Origin of the sequence: Kitasatospora sp. NPDC098652 (assembly GCF_044760155.1) — a bacterium.
Lineage (GTDB): Bacteria > Actinomycetota > Actinomycetes > Streptomycetales > Streptomycetaceae > Kitasatospora.
In genome coordinates this window covers 114,764-133,216 of sequence record NZ_JBIWAQ010000009.1, presented here as the reverse complement: position 1 = coordinate 133,216, position 18,453 = coordinate 114,764, and the positions used below count along the sequence as shown (strand labels likewise).

Here is an 18,453-nt window from a genome sequence, read left to right as displayed (position 1 = left end):
CCCGTCCACTGACGTTGCCGTCAACTACTGCCGTCAAACACCCCAGCGGCCCCACCGGACGACTCCGGCGGGGCCGCTAGCGCTTTTAGAAAATTCCCCGTAGAACTGCCAATACCGGAACTGGGTTTTCGTCTCCTGGAGATCTTGAAGAAGAAGAACTCGAAGGCTGGGAGCAGCCGCGACGCCGCGCATCAGGCCAACTCGCCGAGCGGCAGTGGGACGTGAGTCCTACTTGGGCCACGGCTTCATCCCCCCCTAGGCGCATGAACGCAGATCAGCGGGCGATCCACACTCACCATGAGGTCCAAGCCCTCGTAAGGTGTTTCCGATACTCCAGATCAGGCCATTCGCGTAAGCAGCCAGAGCGCCGTCCTGCCGCATGAAGATATGCGAATAGCTGAGCCATCAGCCGACAGGAAAACCAGGTGCCGCCGATGGCTGAGCCGATCGCCAAGGATTCTTCCTCATGCCTGCTGCCGACCCCCACGGTGTCGACCGAAAACGGTTTACCGTTGATGAATTTTGGCCCGTCCTCACGGGCTGGTCCAAACCTTGAGGCCACGGAAGGATTCGAGAAAGTCGATTGCCACTGGACGCGGGATGTACCCCTGTGCCTCCAGGGACTGGATATCGGAGGACACGTCGACATGTCGCCCGGGGTACCAGCCGACCAGCCGCAGGGCAAGAAACTGTTGCCGGATTCAATCGGGAGGTAAAGTCCGCAGGTTCGCCGCTCACTAGTAATTCACCCCCAAGCCATCCATCACCCGCCAGCATGCCTTGCAAGGGGAGGCAGGTGCACCGTGATCACCCTTGGGCGTATCGCCCACATGCACCGTGGACATGGTCCCGCATCGGATTCCCGGCTCACCTTCTCCTGCATACGCCTTACTTAGGCACTGCATCTCCTCCACCCTCTTCCCTCACCCGCGTGAGAATGGCCGTAGCCTCCCGAAGCGCAAGAATGAGAGCACTCGCCTCCTTCTCCAGCCGAAAGATCTTCCCACCAGTCGAATTGTATGCCCGCTCATACACAACCCAAGATTCATAGACGATTCGCAGCGCATCCGAGGCGGCCTGCCCCACAGCAAAGTTCTGCTCAAGCGTCAGCGGCGGCCGACTGCGACTCGCCCACAGTTCAACTCGCGCCTTGGCGGAGACAAATCCTGCAACAACCTCAATGAGTTCGTTGCCGATCATATTGCTGCCCATCATCTGAACAGCGAGATTAATCGTCGCCGAAGCCGTTGGAGACCGCAGCCTATCCGGAGCTTCCCACTTCATTGGCTTTCCTTTGAGCGATTCCCAACCGCTAGCAGCCAAATCTACAGCCTCCTCTGTGGATACGAAGAATTTAGCAGCCATCCTGCAATATTCTGTGAATCCTCTGCGGGCACCTTGAATCCGCCAATCTCAAGGATTCGAGCACAGTAGGTCACGCAATTGTTTGTATTCCTGTCATAGGGCCCCAGACTGAAGTCATCCATGGCCCTCTGGGCATGTTGCGCCCTTTCGGCATTTGGAAGCGGAACCCTGACAACAATTGTTCCAGGCGCATGCGAGGCGCCTTCAGGACGGATGGCAGCAACAGAGTGGTCTCCAGAATTTGCCCTCCAGCCAGCATCGCTGTGGACCGTATTTCCTTCATGCGTAACCGCGATCGAGGCGTGCCCCTCGACATCATCGAAATAGACGTCCGCGTGCCCCTCATCGCAGTTATGAACAAGTACTGGCGTCGCGCCTGCCAGCACATAGTACGTGTGGAGCAGGCTGACGGTGAGGTTGTGGGTGGTGACGGCGTAGGGGTAGTTGCGGACGGACTGGATGGTGAGGGTGGTGCCGTCGGGCTGGCGGAGCTTTTCGCCCTGGGTGAGTTCGCCGGCGTCGACCCACTGCTGGCGGGTCTCGCTCCAGTAGGGGTGGTGGTGGGTGGAGGTGATCTTCGACTGGTCGGCGGCCGGGGGGCCGCGGGGGTTGGCGTCGTCGGTGAGGGTGAGGTCGGTGAAGTCCTTGTCGTCGGGGGTGGTGATGGTGGCGGTGACGGTTTCGGGGCGGGTCTCGCCGGTCTGGGGGTCGGTCGCCATGACGACGTCGCCCTCGTGGATGTCCTCGATCGACTTGAGCGTCCCGTCGCCCATCAACACCTGGGTGCCGGTCGGGAAGCTGTTCCGACGGATCGGGCAGCTGGCGCCCGCCGAGTCGTCGGCTTCCTTGGCTACGGACTTTTCCGAAGTTCCTGCCGCGTCGGCCGCTGATTCTTTTGCTGCTTTTTCTTCGGCTGCCTTGGCTGCTGCCGCTTCGGCCGCTCGGGCCTCCGATGCGGCGGTCTTGGCGGTGACGTAGGCGGCTTCGGCTTCCTTCGCTGCGCGTTCGCCACCCCTGATGGCGTCGTAGATCCTGTTGATCTCCTTGTAGATCTTCAGGGCCTGGATGCCCACCTTGATGGCCTTGAAGATCTTGCCCCAGGGCAGGGTGTTGAGGGCGGTGTTGATGCAGGCCATCACGTCGCCCTTGGTGAAGCAGTCGCGGGCGTCGTTGAAGCCGATCAGGTCGCCGACGATGTCGACCACCTTGTGCACGAGTTCATCGCGCTTGCGCTTGTTCTCGTTGACGATCTTGTTCGCGTCGTCGAGGGCGTCCTTCGCGTGCTGCTCCGCCGGGGTGGGCGGTGCCGTGGGGAGCTTCCGCTTCGGGGCGACGTGGTCGATGTCGGTGAGGTTGCCGTTGGAGTCCCCGTACCAGCCGGTGCACTCCGTTTCCTGGTTGCAGTCGACGCGCAGGCCGTTGGCGTCGGACTTGTTGATGGGGCTGTTGTTGGCGTACGCGTAGGCGTTCCACTGCTGCGGATCGCCGGGGTCGGTGATGGGGTCGGGGCTGATGAAGCGGCCCGTCTTGGGGTCGTACTCGCGGGCGCCGAGGAGGGTGAAGCCGGTGGCCTTCTCCTTGGTGCCGCCGACGAAGCCCTTGTCGCCGGCCCAGACGCCTGCCGCAGGCTGGGTGCCGCGGTCGTTGCCGAACGGGTCGGTGGGGCGGCGGACGTGGGCGAGGGTCCCCGCGTCGAACTGGACACCGTTGGTGCCGTGCGGGTCCGCGCTCTGGTAGGCGAGCGTGGAGTTGCCGCTGGTCATGGTGCGGGTGATGGACAGGCCGTTGGGGGCCGAGTAGCTGCGGACCGCGGTGATCGCCCCGGTCGCGGTGTCCAGGGTGATCTGGTCCGCGCCCACGTTGAGCGTGGTCTTGCCGAGGTCACGGCGGATCAGCTGGTTGCCCGACACGTCGTACAGATAGCTGGTGGCGCCGTTCTCGCCGGTGCCGGTGATCTGGTCGAGCTTGCCCTGGGCATTCCAGGTCAGCGTCCTGGTGCCCGGGGTGTCCGTGATCGCGGTGGTGTTGCCGGCCGCGTCGTAGGTGTACGAGGTCACCCCGGTGCCGGCCGGGCCGGTCCGGGTGGACTTCATCAGCGCGTGCGGACCGCCCGTGCCGCCGCCCGTCTTCGGGTCGGTGGACGGGGTGTTGGGGCCCGTGCCGAAGGTCTGGGTGGTGGTGACGTCCTTGGCGGTGTTACCGGTGACGTCCTTCTGGACCAGCTTGGTGCGGTTGCCGATGAGGTCGTACTCGTACTGCTGCCAGTACGGGGCCGGACCGCCGACGCTCGGCGCGGCACCGACGGACGGGCCGTCGGAGTTGGTGCAGGCGCCGATGCCGGGCACGCTCGGCTGCGGCTTGGTGGTCTGGGTGCCGGTGTCGGTCCAGGCCTGGGTGAGGCGGCCGAGGTAGTCGTGGGTGAAGCACTGCAGGTCGGCGACCTGGCCGTCCTGCGCGTTGCGGGCCGAGGTGACCTGGCCCAGCGGGTTGTACGTGTAGTCGACCGAGTCGACGTGGGCGGTGGTGGCGGTCTGCTTGTCGACGATCGAGCGGGTGACCCGCCCGGTGGCGTCGTCGATGACCATCGTGGCGACGACCTGGGTACCGGCGCCGCCCACCGTGGTGCGGAACGGCCGGCCATAGGGGTCGTAACGGACGTCGGCCACATAGGTCTTGGGCGCAGCCAGGCCGAAGGCGCCGGACAGGCCGCCGAAGTTGCCGACGTCGTCAGGGGCGAACCTCAGCGTCTCCCGGGCCATCCCGGCCACGGCCGGAAGGACCGTGGCCGTCAGGCGGCCGCCCTCGTCGTAGGTGTTGTCAGTCTGGTAGACACCGGCCAGGCCGCCCTCGACCGCCGGGATGGTGGTCTTGGCGCCGAGTTCGCGGTAGCCGATGTCATAGCCGGTGATCTCCGACTTGTAGGCGGCACCGTTCACGCCACCGACATAGCGGGTCGTGGAGGTCGGCTTGCCCAGGGCGAGGTTGTCGTACGTCCAACCGGCGACCTGCTTGGCCGGGTCGACCGCCCCGCCCTCGTAGGCCGCGGTGGTGCGGCCGAGCAGGTCGGTGACGGTGGTCGCGCTCTTGCCCCGCGAGTCCGTGGCGGTGACCAGGTTCTTGCTGTCGTCGTAGGAGGTCGTACCGGTACCCGAGTCGGGGTCGGTGGTCTTCACCGGGCGGCCGAGCAGGTCGTACTCGTACGACCAGGTGTTGCCGGCCGCGTCCTTGCGCCAGAGCTCCTTGCCCTCCGGCGAGTAGCCGTAGGTGGTCTCGTCGTACGCGCCGGTCGGGGTGTTGGACTTGTACTGGCGCAGCGCCACGGTGTTGCCGCGGGCGTCCGACACGGTCGCGCTGGCGAAGCCACCGGCCGGTGGGGTCACCCGGACCTCGTCGGCGCCGACGAAGTCGGTGTGGGTGCGCCACTGCTCGACGCCGTACGACTGGAAGACGGAGTCGACGGTGCGGCCCATGCCGTCGAACTTCTGGACGGTCTGTGCGGGGATCTTGCTGTCCGGCTGCACCCCGCCGTTGGGCAGGAAGAGCTGTCCGCTGGGCTGGGCCTGGTCGTTGTAGTAGGCGGCGCTGGTCTTGGTCTGCCAGCCGTGCGAGTCGAACAGCGCGTCGGTGATCATGCGGCCGGTGGCGCCCGAGGGCGGGGTCGCCTGGGTCTGCCGGACGCGACCGAGGCCGTCGTAGATGGTGTAGCTGGAGGTGTAGAGCTTGAGGCTGCCCATCAGGGCCTGACTGAGCACCTGCGAGGGCGCGTTGGTGCCGTTGACCGCGTAGGAGAACTTGCGGTTCGGGCGGTCCGGGTTCTTGGTCCGGTCGTTGCCCGGGCTCCAGGCCGCGACCGCTCGGCCGAGGGCGTCGAAGTCCTGCTCGCTGATCCGGCCGTTCTCGTCCTTGATCTTCAGTGGCGAGCCGCGGCCGACGTCCAGGGTGCTGACGGTCTGCCAGCCCATCGGATTGGTGTGGGTGACCTGGGTCGGCAGCTGGCCGGTGGCCGGGGAGTAGGCGGTCTTGGTCTCGGCGCCGGTCTGGTGGGCGGCGTCGGTGCGGGTCGGGTCGACGGTGCTGACGACCCGGCCGTAGGCGTCGAAGCTCGCCCGGCCGGTCGTCCGGTAGACCGGCTGGCCGTTGGCGTCGTACCGCTCCAGGACCTCGGTCGAGGTCTGCTCCGACTTGGCGCCGGCCTGGCCGAGCGGCAGGCCGTCGAAGTAGGCCCGGGTGTCGGAGACCGTGTTGTCCCTGTTCGCCGGCTGCCCGCAGGCGCCCTTGAGGACGAGGGTGTGCGAGGCAAGCTGCGTGGCGGCGCCGCCGGGGCGGGTGGCGTACTCGAAGGAGGTGCAGAGCAGTTGCTCGGGGTGGGCCAGATCCCCGTTGTCGTAGACCGTGAGCGGACGGGCGAACGGCGTCGAGTCGTAGGTTGTGGAACGCTCACGGGTGCGCCAGCCGTTGGCCAGCTTCTCGCGGTCGGTCACCTTGAGGGAGTTCACAGCCCGGGCAGTGATCGCGGGCATCCCGCCGGATTGGCTGCGGGTGGCCGTGATCGGTCCCATCCACGGGTCGGAGACCGTGGTGGAGAGGAGCTCTCCCGACTCACCGTTGTAGTTGGCGGAGTCGCGGATGTAGCCGGCCAGGACGTTCTCGTCCTTGATCGTTCCGCCGTGGACGTCCGTGACGGTCACCTGGCGGGTGGATCCGTTGGCAAGGACGTCGCCGTCCATGCCCCGGAGGAAGGTGGCCACCGACTTGGTACGCGGTGCCTCGACGTCGCTGCCGCTACCGGTGAGGGTGGTGACCGTGGCGTAGCCGCGGAACTGGTCCCAGGTGCGCGCCTTGGGGTTGGGCATCTCGGAGTCGTTGCGGTGCCAGGCCGCGCCGCCGCCGTACACGTAGTTGGTGACGCCGATCGGGTTGCCGCCGGCGACCGAGTCCTCCTGGGTCACCGACTGCACGATGATCTTGTTGAACCAGTCGTTGACCGGGTCCGGGTCACTCTGGCCGGGCAGGTACCACTTGACCGGCATGCAGGCCATGGTGTTGCTGTCCTCGGACGCCGGCATCGTGCCGCCGGCTTCCCTGGAGCACTCGGCGGGGCGGTAGACGACGTTGATCAGACCACCGGTCTCGGTGGTGATCTTCTGGATGCGCGGGCGGTTGTACGGCTCGATCGAGGCCGAGGTGCCGTCCGGGCGGACGATCTTGCCCGCCACGCGGTTGGCGATCTGCTGCGGCTGGAAGGACACCGCGGGCAGGGTGATGGGCGTGCGGTTGTTGGTACCGGTGCGCTGGACGGAGTCGAGCCACAGCGACGGCGAGGTGCCGTCACCCGGGTCCTGGAAGGACTGGTTGAGGGCGAAGGAGTCGACCTGGCGGTATGAGCCACCGGTCCAGACCTCGGTGTCGATCCTGGTGAGCCGCTTGGTGGTCCAGAAGGTGGGCGAGGAGACGGTGCAGTCGCCGGTCGCGTCGCAGTTCTGGTCGATCGGGGTGTCCGGCCAGCGCTTGGCGTTGGCCTTGTTCCGCTGGGCCGGGTCGCAGGAGAAGGCGCTGTCCGGCAGGCAGCGCTCCGCCGTACGGAACCACACCTGGGCGGCGGGGTTGGCCTTGCCCTTGGCGGCGATCTGGTCGGGCAGGCGCTGGCCGTAACCGACCCAGGTCGGGTAACTGGCGCGCTGGTACTGGGTCCTGGGGCCGTTGCCGTTGTTCTGGCCGCCGCCCTGGACGTAGTAGTTCTGCTCCTGGTCGTACCGGTAGGTGATCAGGTTCTGGTGCGGGTCGACGACGTAGTCCAGCGACCACTGCCAGCCCATCTGGTTCCAGGTCTTGGTGGCCGGGGAGCCGTCCTTGAGGCACGGGTCCTGCCCGCCGGGCCAGTAGATCGGCACGGTGGAGACGGAGTTGCTGGCCTGGTCGCTGCCGTCGCCGCCGGGCAGGTGGTTGGCGCCGAAGTAGTACTGGGTGCCGTCGCCGGTGGTGATCCGCCAGGCCTCGCCGTTCCAGGCGCCGTTGCTCTGGCCGGTCAGCCGCTCGACCTTGGTGCCGTCCTCGCCCTGGAGGTGCCACTCGCAGGACTTGTCGTCCTTGACCAGCTGGCCCGCGTGGCCCGCGAGCGAGAGCTGGAGCAGGTCACCGCCCCAGCACTGGTCGCCGGAGCCTTCGACCCCGGCGTCCTTGCAGCTCTTGTAGCCACGGACGATGGAACCCGGGTGCCACTCCCAGCCGTCGCCGATCCAGGACGGCTGGGCATTGGTGGAGGCGGTCTTGCCGTCCACGGCGGAGGAGTCGTAGCCCAGCGAGACCGCCGGCGCCGCACCCGCCAGCGCGGAGGGCAGCTCGACGGTGTAGCCGTAGGTGAAGTTGCCCGCGTTCGCACCGGCCTGCCAGGAGGCGGACGGGGTGATCGGCGATGCGGTGAAGTCACCGCTGCTGCCCTTGGCGTCCGCCTCCACGGCGAGCGCGACGCTCGAGGAGGAACCGGCCGCCGGGCTGTCGAACGCCCCGGCGGAGAAGGACTTGGCAACGGAGGACTTGGTGGCGGTCGACTGCGGAACGTCGACCTCGACGGTCAGCCGGCCGGTGGCCTCGTCGTGCTGGGACCGGACCGGGGTACGGGTGGTGCAACCGGCGGCGCCGGGAGTCGTCAGCGCGCACCCGGGCAGCTGGACGATCCGGGCGCGGGAGCCCCAGTTGGCGCCCGCGTTCTTCGCCCAGGCCTGGATGTCGATCCCGATCTGCACCCGGTCGGCCCGGCTGCCCGCGCCGGTGTCGGTGAGGGCGAGCAGGGCGCCGTTGACGCCTGCGGCCTTGGTCCGGCCCTGGTCCGCCAGGTCGACCTGGAGGGTGGGCGCGGCGGCAGGGGCATCGTTCGCCGGAGCCGCGGCCGCGGACTTGGCGGCGCTCTCGGCGCCCGCGACGGGCGCGATCCAGACCGGCAGGGAGCCCGCCTGGACCGGCTGGGACGGCAGGGCGGTCGGCGACGCATCGGCGGCCGCCGGTGCCATGGCGGCCTTGCCGGCGACTCCAGCGCCGCCGAGCACGGCGGTCGCTCTCCCCGATGGTGGACTGGAGTCGGCTGGTGGCGACCACTTCTTGCCCGGGTCGGGCGTGTGGCCCGCGGGCTTGCCGTTCGTGCCCTTCACCGGGTGGACGTCCGGCACCGGAGTATTCGGCGGCACCCAGACCTCGGGCGGGGCGGCGGCCTTGGCGACCGCTTGAACCGACGGGAGCGTGACCACGGACATGCACACGGCCAGGGCGGCCGCCGTGGCGAGCCGGGAACTGCGTGTTCGGGTGAACAGACGGAAGCGACGCGGCACTTGATCCCCCCACGGATTGCCAAGCCTTTAAGCGGACCGACCCCAACGGCCCAAGCCCCCGGAACCTTAGGCGCATACGACCAACCCAAGGTAGGGAAAGGCTAAAATCCCATCGCGTGACGAGAGTCACACGGAGAGCAATGTGGAACCAGCCCGACAACTCGGACGAGCTGTCGACAAATAGCTTTGACGGCGGAGCGATTGTGAAGGCAGCGTGCGGCTGACCTCTGCTCACACCTTCTTCTACGACGGGTTCTTCATGTCGAGGCCACAACCTCCCTCTTCTGCAATTCGCCGACGAACAGTGAGAAAGCGGACATTCGGCGCCGCCCTGCTCCCGCTCGCCTGCACCGCCGCACTCTCCCTCGGCACGGGTCTGCTGACCGTGCCGACCATCGCGGCCGCGGCCCCGGCCGATCGCAACCACGGTCCCGCCGACCCCTCCTGGCCGACGACGCCGACCCCGCCCGCCAAGGACGGCTCCGACCCCCGGGCGGCGCAGGTCGCCGCGATCCGCGCGGCCCAGGCGACGGCGAAGAGCACCGGAAAGCCCACCGTCGTCGACGCGTTGACCACGGGCAGCAGCCGGACCACCGCCAACCCGGACGGCACCCTGGCCACCGACTCCACCCCGGTGGTGGAGCGGGTCAAGAACGCAGACGGCAGCTGGCGACCGGTCGACGCGACGCTCCGGGCCAACCCGGACGGGACGCTCGCCCCGGCCGCCGTCCCCTCCGCGCTCACCTTCTCCGGCGGCGGCAGCGGCCCCCTGGCGACCATGACGACGGCGGACGGCAGGAAGCTGTCGGTCAAGGCGCCGTTCGACCTGCCGAAGCCCGAACTCAGCGGCGACAGCGCGCTCTACCGCTCCGTCCTGCCCGACGTCGACCTGGAGCTGAGCGCCACCACCGCCGGCGGCTGGCGCCAGGTCCTGATCGTCCGCAGCGCGAAGGCGGCGACCGACCCGAAGATCACGAAGCTGCACCTCGACACCGCCACCGACGGCCTGACCGTCAAGGCCGACGCCAACGGCAACCTGACGGCCGAGGACGCAGCCGGCAAGGCCCGATTCACCGCACCCGTACCGGTCCTGTGGGACTCCAGCACGGCCGCCGGCACACCTGCCCCGGCGGCCCAGCCGAAGACCCGGAGCAAGCTCGCGGCCGCCGCCCCGTCGGCGGAGGACGCCCCGGCCGTGCCGGGATCCAGCAGCAAGGCACCGGGCCCCGACGCGAGGACCGCACCGATCGCCACCACCGTCAGCGGTGGCGGCATCGACCTGGTTCCGGATGCCTCGGTCCTCGGTCAGGGCACCGGCCCGTGGTTCATCGACCCGGGCTGGAACCCCAGCGTCGACAACGGCGCCCAGGCCTGGGCCCAGGTGCAGTGGGCCTACCCCGACAACCGCGAGTACAACGGCACCCAGTACGGCCAGGACAAGCCGGCCGCCGGCTACTGCGGCTACATCGACACCAACAACCGCTGCACGAAGGAGGGCAGGGAGCGGGCGTACTTCCAGGTCGGCCTGAACTCGGTCTTCTGGGACTCGGCCGTACAGAGCGCCAAGCTCTACGCCACCGTCGCGGCCTCGTCCAGCCCCTCGACCCCGTCCCCGATGGGCCTCTACTCGACCGGCTCGGGCACCAGCAACCCGATCAACCAGTGGACGACCTGGAACGCCCAGCCCTGCTCCGAGCTCGGCAACTGCGCCAAGGTAGGGATGAACTGGATCAAGGGCGAGGGCGGCGTCGAGTACGACGTCACCGGTCAGATGGCCCAGGCCGCGCGCGAGCACTGGGGCGGCTGGACCTTCCTGTTCGCCCCCGACGACGAGGGCAACAAGTTCCTCCGCGAGCGGTTCGCCAACAACCCGCACATCGTCGTCACCTACGACTTCGCCCCGCACGTCGGCAGCCCGGGCACCAGCCCGACACCGGGCTTCGCCCGCGACGCGGCGTACGACCAGTGCCAGACCCCCGGCACCACGAACCCTTGGGAGAACCCCGGGTGGGTCGGGATCAACACCGACATCAACCTGGCCGCCGACACCTGGTCGCCGACCGGTGAGCAGCTCTGGACCACGTTCAAGATCTGGGACGACGACGACCACGGCTCGTCGAAGACCTACGAGACCGGCTGGGCCGCCAGTTCGGGCCGCCGGAACGTGAGCGTCGGCTCGCTGATCGACGGTCACCAGTACGGCTGGCTCGCCCACACCGGCGACGGCACGCTCGACAGCAGCAACAGCGCGATGTGCTTCCTGCGCATCGACCGCACCCCGCCGACCGCCCGCGTCACCTCCACCGACTTCCCCGAGTCCGGCACCCTGGGCGGGCACCCCAAGCTCGTCGGCCAGGAGGGCGTCTTCACCCTGACCGGCACCGACCCGGCCCCGGCCAACGGCGGCCGCTCGTCCGGCCTGGCCTGCGCCCGCTGGACCACCGACCCGATCCAGGCCGCGGCCACCGGGTGGGGCTGCAACGACGGCGGCAACATCGTCAAGATGGACGGCAACGGCAGCTTCCCGTTGAAGTACACCCCCTGGCACTGGGGGACCAACTTCCTCTACCTGCAGACCCAGGACAACGCCGGCAACATGTCGCAGCCGGTCGCCTACACCTACTTCGTGCCGAGCAACCCGGCCGCCGGCGACCCGGTCATGGGCGACATCGACGGTGACCGCAAGACCGATGTCCTGCTGCCGGACGGCACCGGCTCGCTGCGCCTGGTCGGCGCGAACGCCGATCCGTACGCGGCCCCGAACACCAAGCCGGCCTCGGCGCCGGGAGCGGCCGACAACCAGGACTGGAGCACGGCCCAGATCACCCACCGGGGTTCGTTCAGCGATCGGAACGTGGACGACCTGGTCGCCCACGCTCCCGGCAGCCCGTTCCTCTCCCTGTACCCGAACGACGACATCGCAGGACACCTCGACGGCCAGGCGGCGACCACCCTGACCAAGAGCCGGACCTGCACCCTGCCGGACGGCACCCCGATCGACTGCGCGGCCTACGGCAACGGCGCCGACTGGTCCGCGGTGACCCAGATAGCCGCATTCGGTTCCCCCTTCGGCGACACGCCCGACAGGCCGGGCACCGCCACGGCCGGTCTGCCCCGTTCCTCCCTGTTGTTCGTCGAGAAGAGCCGGCTGTGGCTCAACCTGTCGTACAACGTCAAGCAGCTCGACGGCCCCGCCATTCTGCTCTCCCAGAGCCAGGCCTGGGACTCCTACGACCTGATCACCCCCGGCCCGACCAAGGGCACCAACATCCCCACCGTCTGGGGCCGTTCGAAGTGGGACGGCACCATCCACGCCTACCAGCTGGCCAAGGGCGCCGCCCAGGGCACCTTCGACGCCTCCGCGTTCTCCGAACCCACCAAGGGCTGGCTGGCCAACGGTGTCGACGCCAAGCTGTACCCGAGGGTCGGCTCCAACGGCGACGTGACGGGTGACGGCGTCCCGGACCTCTGGGCCGTCGACACCAACAACCAGTTGGTCGCCTGGGCCGGCGTCGGCACCAAGGCGGCGGACGTCAACAGCGGCCCGACCGTGACCGGTCTGGAGACCACGCCGGTCGTGCTCGGCAACCTCAACCGCCCGATCGGCAACTGGCTGGCCGCGCCCGACGGCGGCAACACCGTCAAGGACGGCCAGAAGAAGGCCGACGGCACGGCTGTGGGCGTGAGTTGGGTGCAGGACACCGTGGACGGCCGCGCCGCCACCGTGGGCGCTTTCAGCCCCGGAGCCGGCTCGACCGTCACGATGTCGCGCCCGGTGGTGGACGCCCGCAAGAGCTTCACGGTCTCCACCTGGGCCAGGACCGGCCCGAAGGGCGGCATCGTCGCCAGCCAGGACACCGTGCACAGCAGCAACTTCATCCTGTACGCCGACGCCAAGTACGGCTTCTGGGCGTTCGCCCTGTCGGTCAGCGACGACGACAGCTGGTCGTACGACTACACGGACACCAGGAACGCCTCCGCCTACTTCCGGCCCGGCGTGTGGACCCGGCTCACCGCCTCCTACAACGCGGACACCGGCGCCATGTCGCTGTACGTGGACGGCGTGCTCGCCACGACCGGCTACCACCGGGCGAGCACCAGCCCGCCGCCCTCGGGACCGTTCGTGCTGGGCCGGTACAAGTACCAGTCCAAGCCGACGGACAGCTTCGACGGGAGCATCAGCAGCACCGCTGCCTACCCGTTCGCGGTGGCGCCCACGGCGCCGGGCGCCGCGAGTGTCATCCGCTCGCGCGTCGACGGCAACAAGTGTGTCGACGACAGCAACTTCGGCACCGCCAACGGCACCCCGATCCAGCTCTGGGACTGCAACGGCAGCACCGCCCAGCAGTTCTCGCTGGGCGGTGACGGCACCGTCCGGGTCATGAACGGGTGCATCGCCCCGGCGAACGCCGGTACGGGCAACGGCACGCCGATGGAGTACCGCACCTGTGACGGCACCGCCGCGCAGAAGTGGATCCCGCTCGCGAACGAGGTGCTGTACCACCCGGCGTCCGGCCGCTGCCTCGACCTCCCGAGCGGGCGCACGGACAACGGCACCCGGCTCGGGCTCTGGGACTGCCAGCTCGACCAGCTCGGACCCAACCACCAGTGGTCCGTCCCGAACCTGCGGACGGCGGTGCTGCCCGCGCCCCCGCGTTCCTGACTCCGTGTCCTGATCGCCGCACCTCGGGCCCGTTCCGCCACCTGGCGGGACGGGCCCGGAGTGGTGTCAGGGGCAGGGCCGACAGGCGGATGAATCGGGGCAAAGCTGTCATACCAGTCGGTGACGTTGACACCGGTTCGGGTAGCTGGTGGGGTTGCTCGCATTGTGGTCCAGGCCTGGCGAGGAGGCCCCTGTGCAAGCCCGTGTGTCCGTGGTGGCCGGGCGGCGGCTGCGTCAGCAGTTGGAGCAGAGTCCGGTGCTGCGCGAGGTGCTGGACCATCCGACGGCGCTGGCGGCCCGGCGGGCGACGGCGCGGACGTGCCGTCAGCTGGTGCCGCGGACCGCGGACCGGCTGATCGCCGATCTCAAGGGGACGGAGCCGCTGCTGGCGTCGGTGCGGGCGGAGCGCGCGGCCGGGCGGCCGGGGCGGCGGACCATGCAGATCGCGGCCGGGGTGGTGACCGCGGCGGTGGTCGGCGGGCTGCTGGCCGGGCCGATGCCCTCGGTGGCGTACGCGGCGGCCCCCGGGCCGGACGTGGTGAGCAGCGCGCCCCAGACGCCGCTGGGCAGCGTGACGGACCCCCAGGTGTTCCCGCGCCCGCAGGAGCAGACCGTGGCCGGACGGGCCGTCACCGTGCCGAGCGCCGTGACGCTGGTGACCGCGCCCAAGGTGGACCGGGGGGCGGTGGACGCCGTCCGCGAGGTGATGACCGTCGCCGGGGCCACCGCGCTGACCCCGCAGGCCGACGGCGGCACCCCCGCCGCCGGCTCGCTGGTGGTGTACATCGGCGGGCCCGCCGAGGGCGCCGAGGGCGAGACCGACCGGACGCTGCGCCAGCTCGCGGCCGCGGCCGGCGGCAAGGACGGCGCCGCGCCGTCCACCGCGGGCATGCCGCCCGGCGGCTACGTGCTGTCCGTCGGCCAGCTGCCCGCCCAGGGCGGCGGCACGTACGGCGCGGTGGTGCTCGCGGGCGCCGACGCGACCGGCACCTTCTACGCCGCGCAGAGCCTGCGCCAGCTGCTCGCCGCCGTACCGGCCGGTCAGGGCCAGGGCCCGGGCGCGGCCGGACTCGGCCTGCCCGGCATCACCCTGCGGGACTGGCCCAGCGGCGCGCCGGTGCGCGGCACCGCGGAGGCCTTCTACGGCACCCCGTGGACCGCCCAGCAGCGGCTCGACCAGGTGGACTTCCTGGGCCGCTCCAAGCAGAACTTCTACCTCTACGCCCCGGGCGACGACCCGTTCCGGCTCAGCCGCTGGCGCGACCCGTACCCCGCCAACCAGCAGTCCGAGCTGCGCGAACTCGGCGACCGGGCCCGGCAGAACCACGTCACCCTCGGCTACGCGATCGACCCCGGGCAGTCCCTCTGCTTCAGCTCCGACAAGGACGTCGACGCCCTGGTCGCCAAGCTGGACGGGCTGCGCAAGCTCGGCTTCACCGCGTTCCAGCTCCAGTTCCTGGACGTCAGCTACGACGAGTGGCACTGCGACGACGACCAGGACGAGTACGGCCGCGGCCCGGCCGCCGCCGCCAAGGCGCAGGCCGCGCTGGTCAAGAAGGTCCAGGACCGGCTGATCGCCAGGAACCCCGGGCTGGCGCCGCTGTCGATCGTCCCCACCGAGTACCACAAGCAGGGCTCCACGCCCTACCGCAAGGCCCTGGCCGACGCGCTGCCCGGCGGCGTGCAGGTCGCCTGGAGCGGCGGCGGGGCGATCCCGGAGAAGATCACCGGCGCCCAGGCCTCCGACACCGGCAGCCTGTACGGGCATCCGCTGGTCACCATGGACAACTACCCGGTCAACGACGCCAGCCCGGACCGGCTCTTCCTCGGCGCCTACACCGGCCGCGAGCCCGAGGTGGCGACCCGCTCCGCGGTGCTGCTGACCGGCGCCATGCAGCAGCCGGTGGCCTCCCGGATAGCCCTCGCCACGGCCGGCGACTTCGCCTGGAACCCGACCGGCTACAAGCCCGAGGACTCCTGGCAGGCGGCCGTACGCTCGCTGGCCGGGCCGACCGGCGCCAACGCCACCCCCGCCGGCTCGGCCCTGGCCGCCGTCCGGGCGCTGGCCGGCAACAGCACCTCCTCCCCGCTGTCCAAGCAGGAGTCCGGCTACCTCCAGCCGCTGCTCGACCAGTTCTGGGCCAACGCCGAACCCACCTCCGGCGCCGCCCCGGACCTCGCCAAGCTGATAGCGGCCGCGGGCCCGCTGCGGGACGCCTTCGCCGCCATGGCCGGCGCCCAGCAGACCCTGGCCGGCACCGACGCCACCGCCCAGCTGGCCGCCGAGGCCGGCCCCTGGCTCGGCCCGCTGCGCGACTACGGGCTGGCCGGGCAGGCCGCCCTCGACATGCTGCTGGCCCAGCACGGCGGCGACGGCGCGGCCGCCTGGAAGGCCCGGGTGCAGCTCAACCGGCTGCGCGCCCAGCTCGCCCAGGCCCCGGCGACCATCGGCGCGGGGGTGCTCGCGCCCTTCCTGGACCGGGCCGTGCGCGCCGCCGACAACTGGTCCGGCGTGGTCAGCGGCGGGGTCACCCCCACCACCAGCATGGGCACCGCGCAGGACCACCTGCCCGCGCTGATGACCGACGGCCAGGCCGACACCTTCTACTGGAGCTCCGCTCCCCCGCAGCCCGGCGACTCCGTCGGCGTCGACCTCGGCGCCGGGCGGCCGATCAGCGGCGTCACCGTGCTGATGGGCGGCTGGGGCAGCGGCCCCGACGCCCGGACCGCCGTGGACGACTACATCCGCGACGGCGTGCTGGAGTACAGCACCGGCGCGGGCGGCTGGCAGCAGCTCGCCGTGGTGAAGAACCAGAAGACGGTCAGCGCCCAGCTGCCGCCCGGCACCGTGGTGCGGGCGGTGCGGCTGCGGGCCACCGCCGCCCAGAAGACCGCCGTCGCGGTGCGCGAGTTCACCGTCACCGCCCCCGACGAGTCCCCGGCCAACGTCACCGGCGGCCCCGCCGCGCTGCCCGGCTCCTCGGCCGCCGCCGTCCTGGACGGCAACCCGGACACCGCGTACCGCGCCGCCAAGCCGCCCACCGCGCAGGACGAGCCGCTCACCGTCGAGCTCGGCGCGGCCCGCCCGCTGGACCGGCTGACCGTCCTCACCGACCCCAACGTGCACGCCTCCGCCACCGTCGCGGTGCGCCGGGCCGACGGCAGCTGGACGGACATCGGCGTCGTCCAGCCCGGCTACAACGAGCTGGCGGCCGGCGGGCAGGTCGCCGACGCGTTCCGGATCACCTGGAAGCCCGGCGGCGACCCGCCGGTGGTCAACCAGGTCATCCCCTGGTACGCGGACACCCCGGCGGCCCGGCTGAGCCTCGCCGACCCGGCCCTGGACGTGGTCACCGGCGCCGCCGCGCCCGCCAGGACCCAGGCCACCGTGGAGGCCGGCCGCCCCGAGGGCACCACCGGCGACCTGCGGGTCGAGGTGCCGGCCGCCGCCAAGGGGCTCTCCGTCACCCCGGCCGGCCCGGTCACCGTGCCGCGCGGCGGCCGGGTGGGCGTGCCGCTGCTGGTCACCGCCGCACCGGGCACGCCCTCCGGGACGTACCAGGTGCCGGTGTCCTACGTGGCGGGCGGCACCACCGTGAAGCAGGTGCTGCAGGTCCACGTGGTGCCGCCGACCGGCGGGCCGGACCTGGCGCCCGGCTCCCAGGCCTCCTCCTCGGGCGACGAGACCCCGAACTTCCCGGCCTCGGCGGTCGCCGACGGCGACCCGAAGACCCGCTGGTCCTCGCCGGCCAAGGACGACGCCTGGGTGCAGCTGGCGCTGCCGCAGGCCGTCCACCTGGGCGCGGCGGTGCTGCACTGGCAGTCCGCGTACGCCTCCTCGTACAAGATCCAGGTCTCCTCGGACGGCAGTAGCTGGACGGATGCCGCGACGGTCGACAACGGCAAGGGCGGGGACGAGACGGTGCGCTTCGACGCCTCGAACGTCCGGTACGTCCGGATGCAGGGCGTGGCGCGGGCCACCAAGTTCGGCTACTCGCTGTACGGGATCGAGCTGTACGCCGTCACGGCGCCGGCCGCTCCGCCGCAGCCGCCGACCGCGCCGGTGGCCCCGGCGGGCCAGCCCGGGGCGCAGCCGGGGACGCCGGCGGTGCCTCCCAAGCAGTGAACGCCCGGGGCGCAGCCGGGGACGCCGGCGGTGGCACCGGCGGGCCGGCCGGGGACGCCGGCGGTGCCTCCCGAGCAGTGAACGCGGCGGGCCGCCGGGCTCCCCTTCGCGGGGGGCGCGGCGGCCCATGAGGCGCGTACCGACGGTGTGACGGGCGGGCCCTTGTGGTGCGGGGGTCAGGCGGAGAGCGGTTCGGGCTGCTCGCCGCGGCGGACGGGGGCGGGGTGGGCGACGTGCGCCCGGCCGATCGGGACGGAGTGGGTCTCCGTATGGTCGTGGTGCTCGTACTCGCCCCACTGGGGGGCGCGCAGTTGGTCACCGCCGCCGTACGGCTCCAGGTAGGGCCGCCAGCGCGGGTCCTTGATCCCGGTGCCGATGATCCGCCAGGCGAGGCCGCTGGGCGGTGCCGGTGGGCGTTTCATCCGCCAGCCGAGCTCGGTCAGGTGGCGGTCGGCCTTGGTGTGGTTGCAGCGGCGGCAGGCCGCCACCACGTTGTCCCACCGGTGCTGGCCGCCCCGGCTGCGCGGGATGACGTGGTCGACGCTGGTTGCGGCGGCCCCGCAGTAGACGCAGCGGCCGTGGTCCCGGGCGAACAGCGCCCGGCGGGTGAGCGGGACGGGCCCGCAGAACGGGACCCGTACGAAGCGGGTCAGGCGGACGACGGACGGCGCCGGAAGGGCGCTGGTGGCGCTGTGCAGAGTGACTCCCGAGTCCTCCAGGCTGACCGCCTTGTGGTTGAGGACCAGGATGAGTGCGCGGCGCATCGATACGACGCCGAGTGGCTCGTAGGACGCGTTGAGGACCAGGACATGCGGCACGGATGCCTCCTTGGACGCCTGCGGCGCGTGGCTCGCGCCGGGACGAGCGGTTGGATCGCGCAACGAGTGCGTGATCTCCCCCAGTGTCGCCTTACGCCTTCGTACGGCGCCACCACTCCTGTGTAACGGACCTGACGTGAACTCCGGGTGTGGTCTCCG

Annotated in this window: 6 protein-coding genes; 2 read left to right on the top strand and 4 right to left on the bottom strand. The window is 70.6% G+C overall.

Annotated features, from left to right (window positions below):
• Nucleotides 1-533: 533 nt before the first annotated feature.
• The 3 genes from ACIQWA_RS20955 to ACIQWA_RS20945 all read right to left on the bottom strand — a co-directional run bounded on the left by ACIQWA_RS20955 (nucleotide 534) and on the right by ACIQWA_RS20945 (nucleotide 8,612).
• A complete protein-coding gene (locus ACIQWA_RS20955) occupies nucleotides 534-674 on the bottom strand; it encodes a hypothetical protein (RefSeq protein WP_402484729.1) in 141 nt (46 codons plus the stop codon).
• 214 nt (nucleotides 675-888) lie between these two features.
• On the bottom strand, nucleotides 889-1,284 hold the full coding sequence (locus ACIQWA_RS20950) for a hypothetical protein (protein WP_402484469.1): 396 nt from the start codon (nucleotides 1,282-1,284) through the stop codon (nucleotides 889-891).
• Nucleotides 1,285-1,325: 41 nt separating this feature from the next.
• The gene (locus ACIQWA_RS20945) at nucleotides 1,326-8,612 is read right to left on the bottom strand and encodes a polymorphic toxin-type HINT domain-containing protein (protein WP_402484467.1); all 7,287 of its coding nucleotides are present in this window, start codon (nucleotides 8,610-8,612) and stop codon (nucleotides 1,326-1,328) included.
• Nucleotides 8,613-8,991: 379 nt separating this feature from the next.
• Between ACIQWA_RS20945 and ACIQWA_RS20940 the strand changes: the two genes are divergently transcribed.
• Both ACIQWA_RS20940 and ACIQWA_RS20935 read left to right on the top strand, forming a co-directional pair.
• Nucleotides 8,992-13,350 carry a ricin-type beta-trefoil lectin domain protein gene (locus ACIQWA_RS20940; protein WP_402484465.1) on the top strand — a complete coding sequence of 1,453 codons (4,359 nt, stop codon included), beginning with the start codon at nucleotides 8,992-8,994 and terminating at the stop codon, nucleotides 13,348-13,350.
• A gap of 193 nt (nucleotides 13,351-13,543) precedes the next feature.
• A complete protein-coding gene (locus ACIQWA_RS20935; RefSeq protein ID WP_402484464.1) occupies nucleotides 13,544-17,476 on the top strand; it encodes a beta-N-acetylglucosaminidase domain-containing protein in 3,933 nt (1,310 codons plus the stop codon).
• 176 nt (nucleotides 17,477-17,652) lie between these two features.
• On the opposite strand, the gene ACIQWA_RS20930 is transcribed toward ACIQWA_RS20935, so the two are convergent.
• Entirely contained in the window at nucleotides 17,653-18,294 is a 642-nt protein-coding gene (locus ACIQWA_RS20930) for an HNH endonuclease (RefSeq protein WP_402484462.1), read from the bottom strand.
• Nucleotides 18,295-18,453: the final 159 nt, after the last annotated feature.

What these genes read in the sequence shown, in the direction of transcription:
- ACIQWA_RS20950 (WP_402484469.1), bottom strand. Translation starts at nt 1,284, where the DNA reads ATGAAGTGGGAAGCTCCGGATAGGCTGCGGTCTCCAACGGCTTCGGCG.
- ACIQWA_RS20945 (WP_402484467.1), bottom strand. Translation starts at nt 8,612, where the DNA reads ATGTCCGTGGTCACGCTCCCGTCGGTTCAAGCGGTCGCCAAGGCCGCC.